This is a genomic window from Myroides sp. C15-4 (assembly GCF_050522745.1).
Lineage (GTDB): Bacteria > Bacteroidota > Bacteroidia > Flavobacteriales > Flavobacteriaceae > Flavobacterium.
The window spans coordinates 47,362-64,285 of sequence record NZ_JBMVQX010000007.1 but is presented as its reverse complement, the minus strand read 5'-3'; the positions used below and the strand labels follow the sequence as shown (position 1 = coordinate 64,285).

The following is a 16,924-nucleotide window of genomic DNA, read 5'->3' as shown; positions in this document are numbered from 1 at the left end:
CTTTTTACTTTTTTCGAATTACTTTCTTTATGTTGAGAATTAAATTTCTAGAAGTATATAGCAACATATAATTTCTAATCATGCTCAGCACTCTTAGTCCATTAAATGGTTTATATTTTCGTATAATTCGAATTCTACTTTTTATTTGCTCTTTACGCCTTAACGTACTGATAGAATTTTCTGCAATATAATAATTGAGCAATGCCTCGGGGTAATTTTCCACTTTACCATGTAATGATATTTGCATAAAATAGGCAAAATCTTCTGCGTATTTAAAATCTACAGGATAATACCCAACTTCGTCTAGTACTGCTTTTCTAAAGACCACAGAAGGATGAACAAAACAGCTATTAAAATACATGGCTCGAGTTATTTGCTTATGTGTCGTTTTGGTTTCAAACACATACAAAAACCGTTCCTCTTCTTCTTGAATAAAATTGGCCCATGTACCCAGCAAAAGTATTGCTGGATTTTTCTCCATATAGTCCAACTGTTTTGCGAACTTATTTTCAATACAAGTATCTCCACAGTCCAATCGACCAATGTAGTCATATGCTCTTTCGTGAATCCATGCCAAACCCGCATTTAATGCGTGTTCAATACCTTGATTATTACCCAATTCAAGTAAGAACAGTTCTCCTTCTTGGCGATAGATCGTTTTCAACGCTTCGATATCAAGTGGCTCTCTACTGCCATCATCAACAATAATCACATCAATAGCTCTAGTTTCTTTGATGGATTTCAACGTTTTCAACAACCCATCTTTCGCATTGTAATGAGGAATTAAGACGACTATTTTTTTCATCTATCGAATATAGTTTTATTAAACATCAACTTTAAGAGTAAGGCAAAACAAAGCCAAAACCCCAATTGTCTTATATAATCTATTTGAAGCCAATTCACTGCAAAACCTACAAATGAAATAAACAAGATCAGACCAAGTACTTTCTCTTCTTGTTTTCCTTTTTCCATGCATTGATAGGTTCTCTTTAGGCATAAAACTAAGAAACTCAAAAAGAGTAAAAATCCTACGATACCTGTTTCTGCCAGTAATCGAGTATAAATATTGAAATCTGGTGGAAATTGAGGAATATGTTCGTTTAGGTACCACTCTTCAAATTCATAATTATTAGTTACAGCCCAATCGGGATAATATTTTTGCTTGTGAAAAGCATTTTGTCCGAAACCTACTCCCGTTATTGGATGATCAGCGAACACTTTCAAAGAGGCATATTGCATTCCATAACGCGTTTGGTTCGAAATATTGTTTTCCACACTAAAAAAGTCCAATTGCCCATTCATTTTTTTCGCAATTTTACCTCCAAATAAAACCGCTATTAAAAGGCTCCCTACAAGGCCAATTTGAATGATGTGGTACCTTACTTTTCGATATCTTTTTACAGAAAACAATCCGATTAAAAATAGAACAAACTGTAGTAAAACAATGACCATAGCCGCTCTAGCACCAGAAATTACGGTTAAAATCAAAAGCAATACTGTGGGGATAAGACTCAACCCTTTACGCTTCATTGTTAAAACATAACTAAACAGCCAACCTGCTACAAAAATCAAATAATTTCCTAAAGACGGTACTTCAAAAGAGACGGATGATATTCTTTGAACATAGAAAGCTTCTTTGTTTACAAAGGGAAGAAAATTTAGACTCAGTAACAATTTTTTTAGGAATTCGCTATTTGCCTGTATTGCAACAAACTCAACAAATCCATAAACAAATACAAATAAAAAGCTATAAAAAATGATGCGGCGCAAGTAGATTAACAGCTGTCTAATGGTCCATGTTCTGATGATATTCCAAAAGCAATAGACTAAAAATACGCTGGGAAGTAACAAGGAGATCACTTGAGACACAAAGCGACTTGTACCACTTCTTCCTTTAAAATAATTTGTTTGAATGGAATAAAAATTAAACAAATAGGTAAAACAACACCAAACAACAAATAAAAGAAAGAGAAGCACTAGGGTTGAATTATACGGAAAATACACCTTTCTCTTTTGCAAGAAAACCTCAACTAAGAGTATTCCTCCGCACAGAATCCAAAAATAAATAGCTGCTTCACGGGCATATTCTCTTAAAAAATTTACACCATCAAAATTCGTAAAAGGAAGTAAAAAAATACCTGAAATAAAAAAAAAGTACATGAAAATTTCCCTTGTCGAAAGTCTCTTTTTTTCACTCATATCATCAAGTTCTTTTCGTTCCTATCCTTTTTTTAATTTTATCGACGATACTGTTTCCTACCAAACTACGGATAAATTGCTTCATTTTCATTTTTCTTTTCGCTGACTTTGAAAGCCATGAACCCGCAAAATGATGAATAACAATTGTGTTTGCTGTACGTCTAATTTTACCATCTAAGTGAGATTTAGGGCAAAAAAAATCACTCGGATAAAAAGTAATATAATTTGGAATTTCTTGGTACGTATTATTTAAAACAATGCCTTTTTCAACCATCAGTTCAGAAATAATTTGCACATTGGTCTGCGTATTCATATTTCCCTGCTTATCTATAAACGATCGATTATCATAATAAGCAAGCATATCTTTGGCCCATTGTCCAAATTGTGTACTGGCCATAATACCTGTTGGAACACTTTTATTGTCTTCAAATCCAGAAAAAGCAGCGTGATTTAGGAAAGCATCTAAACGACCTAAAACTTCTACGTCTGTGTCTAAATACACTCCTCCGTACTGATAAAGGGCATATAATCGACAAACATCCGAAACGAAAGCATACTTCTTAGAAGCTAAGGCTTCTTGCGCAAAAGGAAAATCGTCAAAAGGAAAATTATCTTCATTCCATAAAATCAATTCATATTCAGGAAGAAATTTGTGCCAGGAAGCCATGCAACTAATCACAATTTCGGGCATTTTACCCCTTCCAAACCAACAATAATGGATTATTTTAGGAATCATACTTTTTTAAATTTTATAGTATTAGAATTAAATCTGGGAATGATGTAGTAATAATACACCAGAACAAATGTAAGAAAGTAAACAACATACATTGCCGTATTCACTTTAATAGCTCCTTCATATCCATAAATAGGCACATAGAAATAGCACAACAGTAATTGCAAACTATTAAACGCGATCTCTATTAGAATAGCGAGTTTAATAAAAGCCCGTGCCACTAGAATAAAGCTTAGGATCTGTGCTAGTATTTTAAAGAAATCAGCTAGTGTTTGCCAAATAAAAACTTGGGTAATTACTAAAAAATCTGTTGTTGCTAAGATCTTTATGACAAGCTCTCTAAACAGAAAAAGTCCACCTAAAGCAAGGATACTGATCGGAATAATAATTTTATAGGTCGAACGCACTTCTTTTTTTAGCTCTTGAACCGTTTTAATTTCAGAAATTCTAGGGATATAATAGGTGGAAATAACAACGGAGAAAAACATTAGACTCACACTAGAGATACGAACAATTAATTCATAATAGCCTGCATTTTTCATACCCCAATCTTCAATAATAAAGTTTCGAATACAAATGGATACAATTGGTACTAGTATAGTAGAAAACAAAGCCAAAACTGCATAGTTGAACAGGTCTCGGGTATATTTTTTTTCCAAAGGTATTTTCCAATAGTTGGAAAAGCCAAACCACGATTCATTTCGAATAAACCAATACGTTACTAGAAAAAGAATCGTTTGATTTAAAACCAATCCAATTAACGCACCTTCAATTTTTCCGAAGTACATAAAAAGTACAGAAACAATTAATCCAAATAGATTACTGAGAATTGTGATTAAATTAAATTTTTTAAACTCTTTCATTCCATTTAAAACGGATGAATAAACAGCGTTTAAACCACTTAATAGCAATGTAAACCCCAAACAAATAAATACAACGTAGTACTTGTCGTCAAATAAAATATAGGAAGATAAAACCGTTGATCCTAAAATTAATCCAATCCCAAGTAAAACACTTAAAAAGACGACCAATTTAAGTCCCGTACTGATAATCGCATTCACCTTTTGAGGATCTTCCCTGCTATATTGTGCAATGTATTTTACAATTCCCTGACTAAATGCAGTTCCCCCTAAAGTAATAATCAATAGAATAAAATTATTGAGTTGACCAATCAAAGCCAGTCCCTCAGGGCCCAGTAATACTGCTACAAATTTTGCTATTACAACAGAGGATACTAGTTTCGAAATCGCGGATAAACCAGAAAAAAGACTTGCATTTAAAAAGCTATTTTGCCTTATTTTTTGAATGGATTGTCTGACCATGTCTTTTTATTCTATTATCTATATTATTATCAATTCACTCCTAAATCAATATGCTCTCGCCAAAACAACATACTCATAATCAGCTAGTTGGTTGAGATAATATTATATTTTTTTAATAAAATCAACGATAGCCTTAGCAGCTGTTCCATCACCATACGGATTCTTTTTACTTGAAGCAGCCTGATAATACGCGGCATCACTTAGTAATTTTTCCACTTCTGCGACAAGGAGTTCGACATCCGTTCCCACTAACTTAACAGTTCCTGAAGCTACTGCTTCTGGACGTTCTGTAGTGGTACGCATTACTAACACGGGTTTACCTAAACTCGGTGCTTCTTCTTGTATACCACCACTATCCGTTAAAATCACTTTAGCTCGATTCATCAACCAAAGAAATAGAGGATATGATAAGGGTTCTATCAATAAAATATTTTCTACTCCTGCTAGCATCTCCGTTACTGGAGTTAAAACATTTGGATTTAGATGTACTGGATATACCACTAATTTGTCAGGATGATTTAATGCGATTAGCTTTAAGGCACGACATATATTGACAAATCCTTCTCCGTGATTTTCTCTGCGATGTCCTGTGACTAAAATAACCTCTTTCTCGGTTCCTATGCGATCTTTTAATTGCGTAAAATCTTTTGTCTGATAGGTTTCTAATAATTCTAGACCGTGTAATAAGGCGTCAATTACCGTATTTCCTGTAACTAAAATATCTTCTTCTTTTACTTTTTCATTTACTAGATTTTGCTTTGACAAGGCTGTTGGTGCAAAATGATAATCAGCTAAGACTCCAGTAATTCGGCGATTTACTTCTTCTGGAAAGGGGTGTTTTTTATCAAAAGTACGCAGTCCTGCCTCTACATGACAAAGCTTAATATTCGAATAAAAGGACGTTAATCCTGCAACCATAGAGGTTGTTGTATCGCCATGAACGAATACATAATCGGGGCAAAAATCATCAATTACCTTTTGAAATTCAAGAAGTATCTTAGCAGTAATGGATGTTAACGTTTGTTTGGGTTCCATGATTTGTAAGTTATAATCAGGTGTGATTTTAAAAAAATCCAAAACCTGATCTAACATCTCTTTGTGTTGACCTGTAACACATATTCTCTTATCAAACAAGGTAGCATTGTCATTGAAAGCGCGAATTAATGGAGCCATTTTAATCGCTTCAGGTCGTGTTCCAAATACCAATAAAACTTTTTTTTTCTCTTGAATCATACTATTTTTTTTATCCCAAAACACTGTACTTTGGTCGTTTCGCTTTGGTTGGATACTCCGCCGTTGTTATTGGGTTTACTTTTATTTTTATCTTGTTTTCTTTAAAAATCGCCAGAGCAAAATCATACCAGCTGCAAATCGTCTTTCCGCTATAATGATATAATCCATAGGGTTGTTTCTGTAAGGAAGTCATTATATATTGACAAATCGAAACTGCATCTGTTGGGCAACCAATCTGATCATTGACTACGTTAAGCTCTGTTTTTGTTTCTGCCAACTTCAGCATGGTGTTGCGAAAATTATGTCCAAATTCAGAATACACCCAAGAAGTGCGAATGATATAATAGTTAACTACTAATGCTTGAATATATTGTTCGCCTTTTAATTTAGACGCGCCATATACGTTAATGGGATTGGGACTATCTGCTGTCGTATAAGGTGTTTGCTGTTGTCCATCAAACACAAAATCTGTAGACATATGAATCAATGTTGTATCATATATCAAACAAGCTTCCGCTAGATTCTTACATCCTTCCGCATTCACTTGATACGCTAGCTGTACTTCATCTTCTGCCTGATCTACCTTGGTATAGGCGGCAAAATTAATACAAACTGCTGGTTTATACTGCTCAAAAATAGCAAGGCAGTTGTCCGCCTTTGTAATATCGAGGATCTTACTAGACAAAAATACAAACTCATTCGTTTCAAATTGAGCACTTATGGATTGTAAGGCTTGCCCCAGTTGACCGGTTGCTCCTGTTACTAAAATGCGTTTCATAAAGGGTCTATTGAATTAAAACGAGGTAACACCGCATCTTTCTCTGAAACAATATACGGTTGATCTAATTCTGGCCAAGCGATGGCTAGCGTTGGATCATTATACAAAATCCCTCCTTCTGCTTCTTTTTCGTAATAATTATCGCATTTATACGCAAAAACAGCTGTTTCACTTAGCACTAAAAAGCCGTGAGCAAACCCTCGAGGAATAAACAATTGCTTCTGATCTATATCATTTAAAATCAAAGAAAAATACGAACCATAGGTCGGTGAGTTTTTTCGTATATCTACAATAACATCTAGGATTTCACCCTGAATGACGCGAATGAGTTTTGCCTGTTGATAAGCTCCTTTTTGAAAATGTAACCCTCTCAACGTTCCTTTACGTGAATACGATTGATTATCTTGAACAAAATTGATCTTTAACCCTGTTTTTTCCTCAAAAAGAGCCTGGTTATAGCTTTCAAAAAAATAACCGCGACAATCTTGAAATACCTGAGGTTGTATGACAAAGCAATCCTCAAATGGTGTTGATTCAACTTTCATTTTTTATACTTTGGATTTATAATATCGCACAAAGTCAATACCCATTCCTACAACAAAAAACAAAAGCATACACTTCGCGATATTCTTTGCAATTTGCTTTTCGATTGTATCTACTTTTCTACCCATAAGAACCATATCCTGAGCAACATAATCCAAAACAAACAAAACTTCTTTGTTTTCTAACTGGGCTAATTGAATCTGATTTAAGCGAGAAATAACTTCTTTTTTCCTTGCTAACACAGTCAAATATTGCTTGCTTTCTCCTGTTTTATTCTCCAATAAAGCTACAGAAGAGAGCCCTTTTAACTCTTCTTCTAGGGCTTCTTTTTCTAAAGCTAGTGTTTGACTTTCTATCTGTTTACGTTGAGAAAAATAAGGATGCTGGTTAAAATGCTGCTGTAAATCGGTGATGAAAGTTTCCACATTGAAAGGTTGATCAAACTTAATTCGCATCAACTGATACGCATAATTTTTGCTAACTGCATAATTGTTTATCATCTCTCCAGCTGTTTCTTCTTTCGCGGCCAAGTGTTCGTATATTTTCACATATAAACTATCCTGGCTCAAAAACGAAAACACACTGGCCAATCCTTCAATTTTAACTTCTTTTATTTGAGTATACCCTAATTTATCTGAAAAATTGGCTTGAGCCAATTGATCTAAATAATCCATGCTATTATACTTAGGAGCCACAATAATCGCGTATTCTCCTCCTCCAGCACTTATTTCGGCTGTTTGGAGTAGGTGTTGATGACCTCGGTATTTGACATAACCTAACACGAACCCAAGTAGTAATCCCAATACGAGATACATCCACTTTCCAACGATATATCTTATCGTTTTGTAGGCAAGAAAGCCAATCGTATCCAACAAAGATACAGTGGCTCTCTTTATATCAACTAAATCTATTTCATCAAACTCTTTCTCTTGCTTGTCTTGCTCCTTCATTTTAATTGCTCGTAAAAATTTGTTCTAATATTTTTATTGTAATCAAATAGGTGGGTTTCACTCCTGTTGTACCCAATCCACCAGAAGCTAATGTACTTCCTGTTTCTAAGGGATTATCCGAAGCATAGTATGCATACCTCACTTTGACATCTGGATTGATGCTTTTGCGAATCTTAGACGCTGATTGAATGGCTTTTTGATAATGCGCACCTTCCATTTCCAGTCCGATTACGCCCCAAGTCGAATCGTGAAAGAACTTCAACAAATCTTTGTTTTGCAAGGAAGTACCCAATACAGTAACCATGGTTCCACCAACTACGGGAATACCGTGGTTTTCAAACATATCCACCGTTAATTCATTGTCAAAAGGATAGTTATCCCCTGTTCCTTCATTGATATGAGCAAAAGGAATCATAATATCCCCTTTTCCACCCTCTAAGATTCCCGCTTTTCCCATAATAGAAACGGATTCCACATTCAGTTGAATCTCTTTTTTATACGGTTTAAGCAATTCATCTATCGTTTCATAGGCTTGTTCTCCAAAAGCGTAGTCCATCACAATGATCACGGGATAATCACCTTCAAAATTCGCCTTGGCAAAGTTGGTTTGTTTGAAATCGATTTTTGCGGTATCGAAGATTTGCACATCAATATTAGTTCCCGAATCGTCTGACAAAAAGACCATGCCTTCTCTTTCAGCGCGTTCGCGAACCATATTGCGTAAGGCCTTGTTTTCAGGCTTACTCAACTCTTCATAGATTTCTACTTCTTCCGATACCTCTAGCTCTCCTTGCATCACAAAAGGAGCAAAAATAGAATTCATCACGCTGTGCATATTGGCGCTAATGATGTGAATCGGACGTTCTACAAGTCCTTTTTCAACCAATACATTCTTGATGCGGTCTGACCAAATTTCGCCGTAAATGTGATGGCCTAGTCGCTCGCGCAACAAAGGACTAAAAGTAATCGTTCGCTTGTCGTGTTCTACTTCTTCTTCAATAGCGAGTTTCCCTAACCAATAGATCACATCTAAAAATCGATCGGGATTTTCTGGAATAGCAAATTTTTCATACACGGTTACTACTTCCGCAAACGAACGTCCTAACACATTAGCTAAGTGCGAGATCGTTACTTCTTTTTCTTGTAATTCAAGTACTTCTGTTTGCTTGGCTGCTTTTTCAATTTTTTGCCAATCGCGCGTTACGCGTCCATCTTCCGCTATTAACACGCGGTTTTTGATTTTATGTGACTCGATAAAAATGAAAGTCAAATGCGTTAAAACATCATAAATGTCCGAACGTCCACGCGTAATTTCAATATTCATTTGCTCTTCGTCAATGCGATAGCAATTTCTTCTTCTTTTTGGCGGTACGATCGCTTGAAAATGGGAAAAGGAATAGCCTTCATCTGAGGTTAAATTGATGTATCTACATTCCTCTATACCAATAGGCAATCGTTCAATAACATAGAGTAATCCATCTAATTCTGCCTTTTCTTCTGCAATTGTACCATATATTTCTGGTCGCAATTCTAATAATGCTTCTCTGAGTGTATCTCCAGACACCCCCATAGGTTTGTAGAATCCTCTGTTAAACAAATGACGCATCGTAATATAAATGCGCTCAATCGCTGCAGATGATACCTGCGCTCTTGTTCTTGAAATATTTTTAATCTCTCTCATAGTCCTCATTTTTCTTTCTTGAATTCTAGTCTATTTTTAATTGATCTGCAATGCTTCTGTCATTGCTTAATCTCGGCAATTTATTTTGTCCACCTAATTTCCCAATGCTCTTCATATAGGCTTGGAATCCCTCTTGTTGTACCGATCGAATCACGAGCGTACGCAATACTTTTCCAACGATTAAATCATCGTAATACACATTTTGCTTGCGCAAGGCCTGATCGATGCACAAGGCAAACGCCTCCATATTTTCGGGTGCTTGTCCAAATTCGATAAACCATTCGTGATAGGGCAATCCTTCCGTGGGGTTAATTTGAGGCGCAACAGTAAATTCATTGACTTGGACGTCTGTCCCTTCCATCGCTTCTTGTAAAGCCGTTTCAACTTCCTTGCCAATCACGTGTTCGCCAAAGGCGGAAATGAAATGCTTAATTCGCCCTGAAACAACGATACGATGTGGTTTCAGATTGACAAATTGCACGGTATCTCCAATATTATATCCCCATAAGCCTGCATTTGTGGAAATTAAAAGTACATAATTAACCCCTATTTCTACCTCACCTATGGTATAACGCTTAGGATGATCTGAAAAGAACTCTTCTACTTTGATAAATTCATAAAAGATCCCTGCATTCAACAGCAGCAATAACCCCTTTTCTTTTTGTGAATCTTGGTAGGCAAAAAAGCCTTCTGATGCGGGAAACAGTTCAATTGACGGTACTCTTCTCCCAATTAGCTGTTCAAATTTGGCGCGATAGGGTTCAAAATTAACCCCGCCATAGATAAACAAATTAAACTGCTTAAAAATCTCCCCTACGCTTTTGCCTTCCCTGTTTTTTAACCGTTCAAAATACATTTGAATCCAGCTGGGAATTCCCGATATCACGGTCATATTTTCATGCACCGTTTCTTCTACGATGGTGTCAACTTTAGTTTCCCAATCCTCAATGCAATTAGTTTCCCAACTGGGCAATCTATTTTTTTGCAGATAAGCGGGTACATAATGCGCCACAATACCTGACAATCGTCCTAGATTAATTCCATTCACTTGTTCAAGAATAGGACTTCCTTGTAAGAAAATCATCTTGCCATCAACAAAATCAGCTATTCCCGTTTCGTGAATATAAGCTAAAATCGCATTTCGCGCTGCTTCAATATGGTAGGGCATGGACTCTTTGGTCAGGGGAATATACTTAGCGCCAGAGGTTGTTCCCGAGGTTTTAGCAAAGTATAAAGGTTTGCCTTTCCACAGCACATCTTCCTCTCCCTTTACTACGCGATCAACATAGGGTTTTAAGCCTTCGTAATCGCGAACAGGTACTTGCTGAGCAAAGGTCTGTGCATCTTGGATTAACTCAAAATGGTGATCTTTTCCAAAAGCAGTGTGCTTCGCTTGTGCGACTAAAGCAGCCAAGACTTTTGCTTGGGTTTGCTCCGGATTTTTAAGCCACTTTTGCGTTTTTTTATGGATGATAGAAGCAAATAACTTTGCTCCAAAAGATTTTACAGACATATTGTGTTTATTCTAAATCGATAAATAATTGAGCATCTAAGGGATAATTGTCTTTCCACAATTCAAAGTGCATATAAGATTGACTAACCTTTCCCGTTGTACCCTCTTGGTTGTACAGTCCTAGCACGTCTCCCGCTTGAACCGTTTCGTATTTACTCTTCGTCAACGAAGACAAGTGTTTGTAAATTGAGCTTAGCCCTTCTTCGTGTAAGACAATCACCGTATAGCCATCATTAATCGTCCAATCGACAAATATAACGGTCCCCTTGGCAACTGCTTTGACTAAAGCGTTTTTTGTTGCTGCAAAATCAATACCAAAATGCGAAGATTTTGGATCGTATTTTCGCATGATTGTTCCTTCAATAGGCGAGAAAAGAACCATGGTTACTCTTGCCTCAGCATTGGTAAATAAGTTGTATTTATCTTCTCTTCTTACATAGTCGCGAAGTTCTATATCTTTTTCACTGGGTTGGGTATGTTCGATGGCGTGTAATGGCGTTTCCGTTTTTATCAAAGAATCTACGCTTGCTGCTGTTATTTCAACATCGCCTAACAATACCCGCTTCACGGCGGCAACATATTGCTCATTCTTTTTTATCTCTGATTCCAAGGAATCGACACGCAGAGCCAAATCCACCGATTTTTGCTTTAACTCCGAAGAGGAATAACCCGGTATATATTCTTTCAGCGGGGTAACGATCAACAAAATCACATTAGAAACGAGCAACAGAAAGACAATGGTTGTTATAGCCCCCACAACATTCAATAGATTTAGCTTAAACGAACTAATATCCTCAAACGTTCGATCGTTCACTACTACTACTCTATATTTATCAAGAAGTCTTTTCTTCCACTTTTTCCATTGAAGTCCTTTCTTAGACATAAGCTATTCGTTTTCCACACAAATATAAACATTAAAAAAATTGACTTCTTCTCTTTTTTGCTTTTATTCACATATTAAAAGGGTCATAATGTTAATATTACTGATCTAAAAGTTAAATAATAGAATCTTCCAATAAAGGGAATCAGTTTTTCTTCCTATATTTGTTTTTATTAAAATCTTCAAACAAAATAATATGAACTCATTACATATTTTTTTAGGAATGGTTGGACCATGGCAAATAATTATTATCGTTGCCTTAATTTTATTATTATTTGGTGGTAAGAAAATTCCGGAATTAATGAAAGGATTAGGGACAGGGATTAAGGAATTCAAGGATGCTACGAAGGACGAAAACAGTCAACCGACAACTAAGAAAGAACCTACAAAAGAAGACAATTCTAAATCAGAATAATCCATTTAGATCTCGATATTTACATGCGTTATACTTACAAGTATAACGCATTTTTTATGGTTGCTTGGAACATAAAAAAAGTGCCCGTTAAAACAACGTTTAACAGGCACCTCACTTATAAAACATAATAAAAACACTACTTAACTTAACCTTATTTCTTTTTCAAATAACACGTATTTTCGTTTTCTTTAAATTTAAAAACAAAGACTATGCCAAAGTGTGTTCTTATTTTAAAAATTACAAGATCATCGAGAGTTGAATGCGTTTTTTTGCAGCATCTACATCGACCACTTTCACTTGAACATGTTGGTGTAATTTCACTACTTCATTCACGTCCGAAACAAATCCTTCTTTTAGTTGAGAGATGTGAACCAGCCCACTTTCTTTGATTCCCACATCGACAAAGCACCCAAAATTGGTGATATTATTGACGATACCAGGCAATACTTGTCCAATTTTCAAATCGGACATTTGTTTTACCGTAGGATCAAATTCAAAGACTTTTGCTGCTTTACGCGGGTCTAGTCCTGGTTTTTCCAATTCTTTTAAAATATCCGTTAATGTTAAAACACCAATATCAGCGGTTTCATATTTTTTTAAATCAATTTGAGCAATGGCTTCTTTATTTGAAATTAAAGTATCCACGGTTACTTTTAAATCTTTAGCCATTTTTTCCACCACAGGATAGGCTTCTGGATGTACAGCTGAATCGTCCAAAGGATGTTCTGCATTTTTAATTCGAATAAATGCCGCCGCTTGCTGATAGGCCTTTTCTCCTAATCGCGGTACCTTTTTTAAGGTTGCACGAGACGTAAATGCCCCGTGTTCTGCGCGATACTGTACGATGTTTTCCGCCATTTTCTCTCCTATTCCCGATACATAGCTCAACAAAGACTTACTTGCGGTATTGATGTTAATACCTACTTTGTTTACGCACTTCATCACAACAGTATCCAACTCGCTTTTCAGCAGGGTTTGATCAACATCATGTTGGTATTGTCCTACTCCAATTGACTTGGGATCAATTTTCACCAGTTCTGCTAAAGGATCCGCCAAGCGTCTTCCAATAGACACGGCTCCGCGCACCGTTACATCGTAATTAGGAAACTCTTCTCGAGCTATTTTTGAAGCCGAATAGACCGAGGCTCCTGCTTCGTTAACCACAAAGACCTGAACAGGCTTATCAAAGGCTATTTTCTTGATAAAAAACTCGGTTTCCCTCGAGGCTGTACCGTTTCCTATGGCAATGGCTTCAATGCGATAAGAATTAACCATAGAACGCACTTTTTTCATCGCAATAGCGCTGTCTTTTTGTGGGGGATGTGGATAAATTGTCTCATTGTACAACAAATTGCCATTTTCATCTAAACACACAATTTTACAACCTGTTTTATAGCCTGGATCAATCGCTAAAATGCGCTTTTCTCCCAAAGGAGCCGCCAATAACAATTGCGCGAGATTATCGGAAAAAACGGCAATAGAGTTGCCATCTGCTTTGGCTTTAGCCTCACCCAGTACTTCATTGGACAAGGCGGGTTCTAATAAGCGCTTATAACTATCCGCTACTGCCTTTTGTAAGTAGGGCGCAGCCTCTCCTTTGCTTTTTATAATTGTCTGCTCCATAAACTGAAGCGCATCTTCTTTGTCTACAGCAATATTCATGCGGATATACCCCTCTTTTTCCGCACGTAAAATGGCTAATAATCGGTGAGCGGGAATCTTGTATAGCGGCTCAGACCAATCGAAGTACTGTTCGAACTTCTGCGCGCCTTCCTCTTCTGCTTTCGCCTTGACCACTTTCGTAGCCACAACGGCTTCTCGTTGGAATTTTCTCCTCAACGCCTTGCGGATATACAGGTGTTCATTGATCCATTCGGCAATAATATCACAAGCTCCTTGAATGGCTTTGTTCTCATCTTCTACCTCCTTCGTGATGTATTTACTTGCAATGGCTTCAATATCTGTCGCATTTTGCGCCATAATTATTTTTGCCAAAGGCTCTAAACCAAGTGCTCTTGCTGTATCTGCCTTTGTTTTACGCGTTTTCTTATACGGCAAGTACAAATCCTCTATCTCAACTAAATCAAAGCTCTGCTGAATCCTAGCACGCAATTCATCTGTGAGCTTCCCTTGCTCTTCAATCGAAGCTAAAATAGATTCTTTGCGCTTGACAATACCCACGTAAAGATCGCGGTACTTCGCAATCTTTTCAATGGCCACCTCATCTAAATTTCCAGTTCTATCTTTTCTATAGCGAGCAATAAAGGGAATCGTACAAGCTTCATCTAACAAGCCTAACGTATTTTCAATACTTTTGGTAGAAGCGTCTACAGCTTGTTGAATAAAATGAATCAACGTCATAATATATTATTTTAAGAATAGCTAAAATACTACCTTTGCGCCAATAAATAAATGAGATGAAGTTTTTATTCTTTTACCTTTTTGCCATCAACTACATCACCTACTCTATGTTTAAAATAGACAAAGAGCGAGCGCAAAAACACAAGAATCGAATTTCAGAAAAGAATTTATTGACCCTTTGTTTCTTAGGGGGTAGTCCTGGCGGATGGCTAGCCATGCGGCAGTTGCGCCACAAAAATGCCAAGCAAAGTTTTAAATTGAAGTTTTACGCTGTATTTATTATACAGGTGGTTTTGTTTTTTGCGTTGTTTAAACGGTAAACAAAATAGCAAAGACAAAAAAGGCATTTACTTGCGTAAATACCTTTTCTTTATCTTCTAGTTTCTCTACTAAATCTTTCATCTGTAGAAATATTGGCCTTTATTCGCAACAAGAAACCTGTTTCTTTTTCAAACCTACCTGCTCTTTCTACTTGAGAACGATGCGCTCTGGGTCTTTGTTTGTTAACTATATAAGCGTTTTTATTTCTCCTTTCAGCAATAAATCCAAACTGCATAAAATAAGCAATCGTCACCTTTAGCTGTTCTTCTGCTTCATTAATCCATTTTCGGGATTCATGATCACTTCTGCTTTTCAATTCAACAAAGGCGATACTATCCCCATAATTTAAAAGACCATCACACTGCTTAGCGTCCTGTCCATTAGGTAAAGGTGGAATCAAACCACAGTGATCGATAGGGTAAAAAAAAACTTCTTCTTGATGTACATTGTGTACTGTTGCAATCCAATTTTCTCCATTTTCTTCATCTAAATAAGCATACTCCTCATTATTCTCATTATCACACAAACCAAAGATTTCATGCTCAGAACTAAAACTGATTTCAAAATCATCAAAACTATGCATGGCGGTTCTTATTTTCAATCTCCAACAAATCCATAAACAAGTCATTAAACTCTTCTAACTCTTTATTCAACCAATTCTCATCAGAAGGCATCCCTTGATAAGTTTCTAAGCGAGAGATGCTCCCGTCTTTTTCACTTAATTCATATACGATCACATCCTCTTCACTCAATAAAGATTTCACTGGAACAATCTCAAAAACTTGCTGCAATTTTTCATCGCCCTCTTTAAATAAACGCGCAACTTGTTGTGCCTTTACTGCTAAAATGAGGTAGTTAATTAGATAAGGACTATGTGTGGTCAAAACCAGCTTATTCTTTGGTAAATCATTGACAAACTCCACCAAGCTATTGACTATTTTTCGCTGAGAAGTTGGATATAAATTTTGTTCGGGTTCTTCTACTATGTTGAAAAAATAAGAATAGATATATTTTTTTAAAATTTTACTTTGTACTTTATCTAATCGTTCTACAAGGGACGAATTCAGGATATTACGTACTAAAACTTCATTTATATTTACTTTATCATTTATTTCACTGGAAAAAATTTCTTTTTTAATCGCCTCATTTAATTCCTTTTCTAATTTCATTCTCTCATTTAAACTAAAATAATCACTATTTAAAAAGAAATTTAGATCTCGCTCACCTTGTACTTCTCTCACTAACTTAGAAAGATAAGACGAGACAATATATAAGGGTACTAATGCTTGAAAACCACTAGATGCGCTAGACAATTTTAGCTTATAATCCTCTTCTTTGATATATGATTTTTGTGTAAAACTGTCGTACTCAAATGCTACATTGTTGATAGGTAATAGACTCTTTTTTTCTACTTTGTCAACCGCTTTAAAAAATTCATCAGCAAAAGTATAGAGGGTACGAGGTAATCCTGTTAGAGTTCTAATGTTATCTACTGCACTAATGATATTTCGATCAGAGGGTACATACATAATTTTAGGGCTATCGAACACTCCCTTGTCTAATAGATTAATCTCTATCTTATTTTTACTCAAATGAAAATGCAATGCTTCCCCTTTATACTCAATTTCAGAATAAATTCCATTCTTATCAATAAGATAATCTGCTATATTTTGATAGTCTAAACGCGCTTTAAAATCTGCTATACTATAACCATCTTTTGAAACTTCTCCTTTGACAATAGCCTTTTCTAACCAAGAAAACGTTGAAATTAACTTGGCAATCGTGCTTTTTCCCGATCCTTGGTTTCCAATAAAAACAGTAACTTTTGCTACCTCCATCCATCCATCACCCTCCATTAAACCACCTCGAATGGGACCAAAATTCTTTACTTTTATTTGTGCCATAGCTTTCTAAAATAACATTCCTATAACAAATATACTACTTCTCCTTTTTATTCAACTATACATTCTCAGGTTAGATCTTCCTTTTAAACTA

The 16,924-nt window shown here is 36.0% G+C and carries 16 protein-coding genes; 2 read left to right on the top strand and 14 right to left on the bottom strand.

The window, feature by feature from the left end; all coding sequences use genetic code 11:
• Positions 1–4: 4 nt before the first annotated feature.
• From ACPDHL_RS05155 to ACPDHL_RS05105, 11 genes are all read right to left on the bottom strand, one after another.
• Positions 5–805, bottom strand: coding sequence for a glycosyltransferase (locus ACPDHL_RS05155; RefSeq protein WP_430531723.1), 801 nt, complete (start codon positions 803–805; stop codon positions 5–7).
• Positions 802–2,160: an O-antigen ligase family protein gene (locus ACPDHL_RS05150; RefSeq protein ID WP_430531722.1), complete on the bottom strand. Its 1,359-nt coding sequence runs from the start codon at positions 2,158–2,160 to the stop codon at positions 802–804. The genes ACPDHL_RS05155 and ACPDHL_RS05150 overlap by 4 nt, the downstream gene beginning before the upstream one ends.
• Before the next feature lie 43 nt (positions 2,161–2,203).
• Positions 2,204–2,935 carry a glycosyltransferase family 32 protein gene (locus ACPDHL_RS05145; protein WP_430531721.1) on the bottom strand — a complete coding sequence of 244 codons (732 nt, stop codon included), beginning with the start codon at positions 2,933–2,935 and terminating at the stop codon, positions 2,204–2,206.
• The gene (locus ACPDHL_RS05140) at positions 2,932–4,254 is read right to left on the bottom strand and encodes an O-antigen translocase (protein WP_430531720.1); all 1,323 of its coding nucleotides are present in this window, start codon (positions 4,252–4,254) and stop codon (positions 2,932–2,934) included. The genes ACPDHL_RS05145 and ACPDHL_RS05140 overlap by 4 nt, the downstream gene beginning before the upstream one ends.
• Before the next feature lie 102 nt (positions 4,255–4,356).
• Positions 4,357–5,487, bottom strand: coding sequence for a non-hydrolyzing UDP-N-acetylglucosamine 2-epimerase (gene wecB / locus ACPDHL_RS05135; RefSeq protein ID WP_430531719.1), 1,131 nt, complete (start codon positions 5,485–5,487; stop codon positions 4,357–4,359).
• 10 nt (positions 5,488–5,497) lie between these two features.
• Positions 5,498–6,265 (bottom strand): dTDP-4-dehydrorhamnose reductase, encoded by a 768-nt coding sequence (gene rfbD / locus ACPDHL_RS05130; protein ID WP_430531718.1) that lies wholly within the window; start codon positions 6,263–6,265, stop codon positions 5,498–5,500.
• A complete protein-coding gene (gene rfbC / locus ACPDHL_RS05125; protein ID WP_430531717.1) occupies positions 6,262–6,810 on the bottom strand; it encodes a dTDP-4-dehydrorhamnose 3,5-epimerase in 549 nt (182 codons plus the stop codon). Before rfbC ends, rfbD begins: the two co-directional genes overlap by 4 nt.
• A 3-nt stretch (positions 6,811–6,813) precedes the next feature.
• Positions 6,814–7,758, bottom strand: coding sequence for a hypothetical protein (locus ACPDHL_RS05120; protein WP_430531716.1), 945 nt, complete (start codon positions 7,756–7,758; stop codon positions 6,814–6,816).
• 1 nt (position 7,759) lies between these two features.
• Positions 7,760–9,439, bottom strand: a complete 1,680-nt coding sequence (locus ACPDHL_RS05115) for a DUF6909 family protein (RefSeq protein ID WP_430531715.1) — start codon at positions 9,437–9,439, stop codon at positions 7,760–7,762.
• Positions 9,440–9,464: 25 nt separating this feature from the next.
• A complete protein-coding gene (locus tag ACPDHL_RS05110; RefSeq protein ID WP_430531714.1) occupies positions 9,465–10,952 on the bottom strand; it encodes a GH3 auxin-responsive promoter family protein in 1,488 nt (495 codons plus the stop codon).
• A 7-nt stretch (positions 10,953–10,959) separates the two neighbouring features.
• Positions 10,960–11,835: a murein hydrolase activator EnvC family protein gene (locus tag ACPDHL_RS05105; protein ID WP_430531713.1), complete on the bottom strand. Its 876-nt coding sequence runs from the start codon at positions 11,833–11,835 to the stop codon at positions 10,960–10,962.
• A 193-nt stretch (positions 11,836–12,028) separates the two neighbouring features.
• Here ACPDHL_RS05105 and ACPDHL_RS05100 point away from each other — a divergent pair, with 193 nt between their 5' ends.
• Entirely contained in the window at positions 12,029–12,247 is a 219-nt protein-coding gene (locus ACPDHL_RS05100) for a twin-arginine translocase TatA/TatE family subunit (RefSeq protein WP_430531712.1), read from the top strand.
• A gap of 237 nt (positions 12,248–12,484) precedes the next feature.
• On the opposite strand, the gene ACPDHL_RS05095 is transcribed toward ACPDHL_RS05100, so the two are convergent.
• On the bottom strand, positions 12,485–14,608 hold the full coding sequence (locus ACPDHL_RS05095; protein ID WP_430531711.1) for a Tex family protein: 2,124 nt from the start codon (positions 14,606–14,608) through the stop codon (positions 12,485–12,487).
• Between the two features lie 56 nt (positions 14,609–14,664).
• On the opposite strand from ACPDHL_RS05095, the gene ACPDHL_RS05090 reads away from it, so the two are divergent.
• Entirely contained in the window at positions 14,665–14,928 is a 264-nt protein-coding gene (locus ACPDHL_RS05090) for a DUF1294 domain-containing protein (protein ID WP_430531710.1), read from the top strand.
• 50 nt (positions 14,929–14,978) lie between these two features.
• On the opposite strand, the gene ACPDHL_RS05085 is transcribed toward ACPDHL_RS05090, so the two are convergent.
• Together ACPDHL_RS05085 and ACPDHL_RS05080 are read right to left on the bottom strand one after the other, a co-directional pair.
• Complete coding sequence (locus ACPDHL_RS05085) at positions 14,979–15,512, bottom strand: hypothetical protein (protein ID WP_430531709.1); 534 nt, start codon at positions 15,510–15,512, stop codon at positions 14,979–14,981.
• Entirely contained in the window at positions 15,505–16,833 is a 1,329-nt protein-coding gene (locus ACPDHL_RS05080; RefSeq protein ID WP_430531708.1) for an AAA family ATPase, read from the bottom strand. Before ACPDHL_RS05080 ends, ACPDHL_RS05085 begins: the two co-directional genes overlap by 8 nt.
• Positions 16,834–16,924 lie beyond the last annotated feature (91 nt).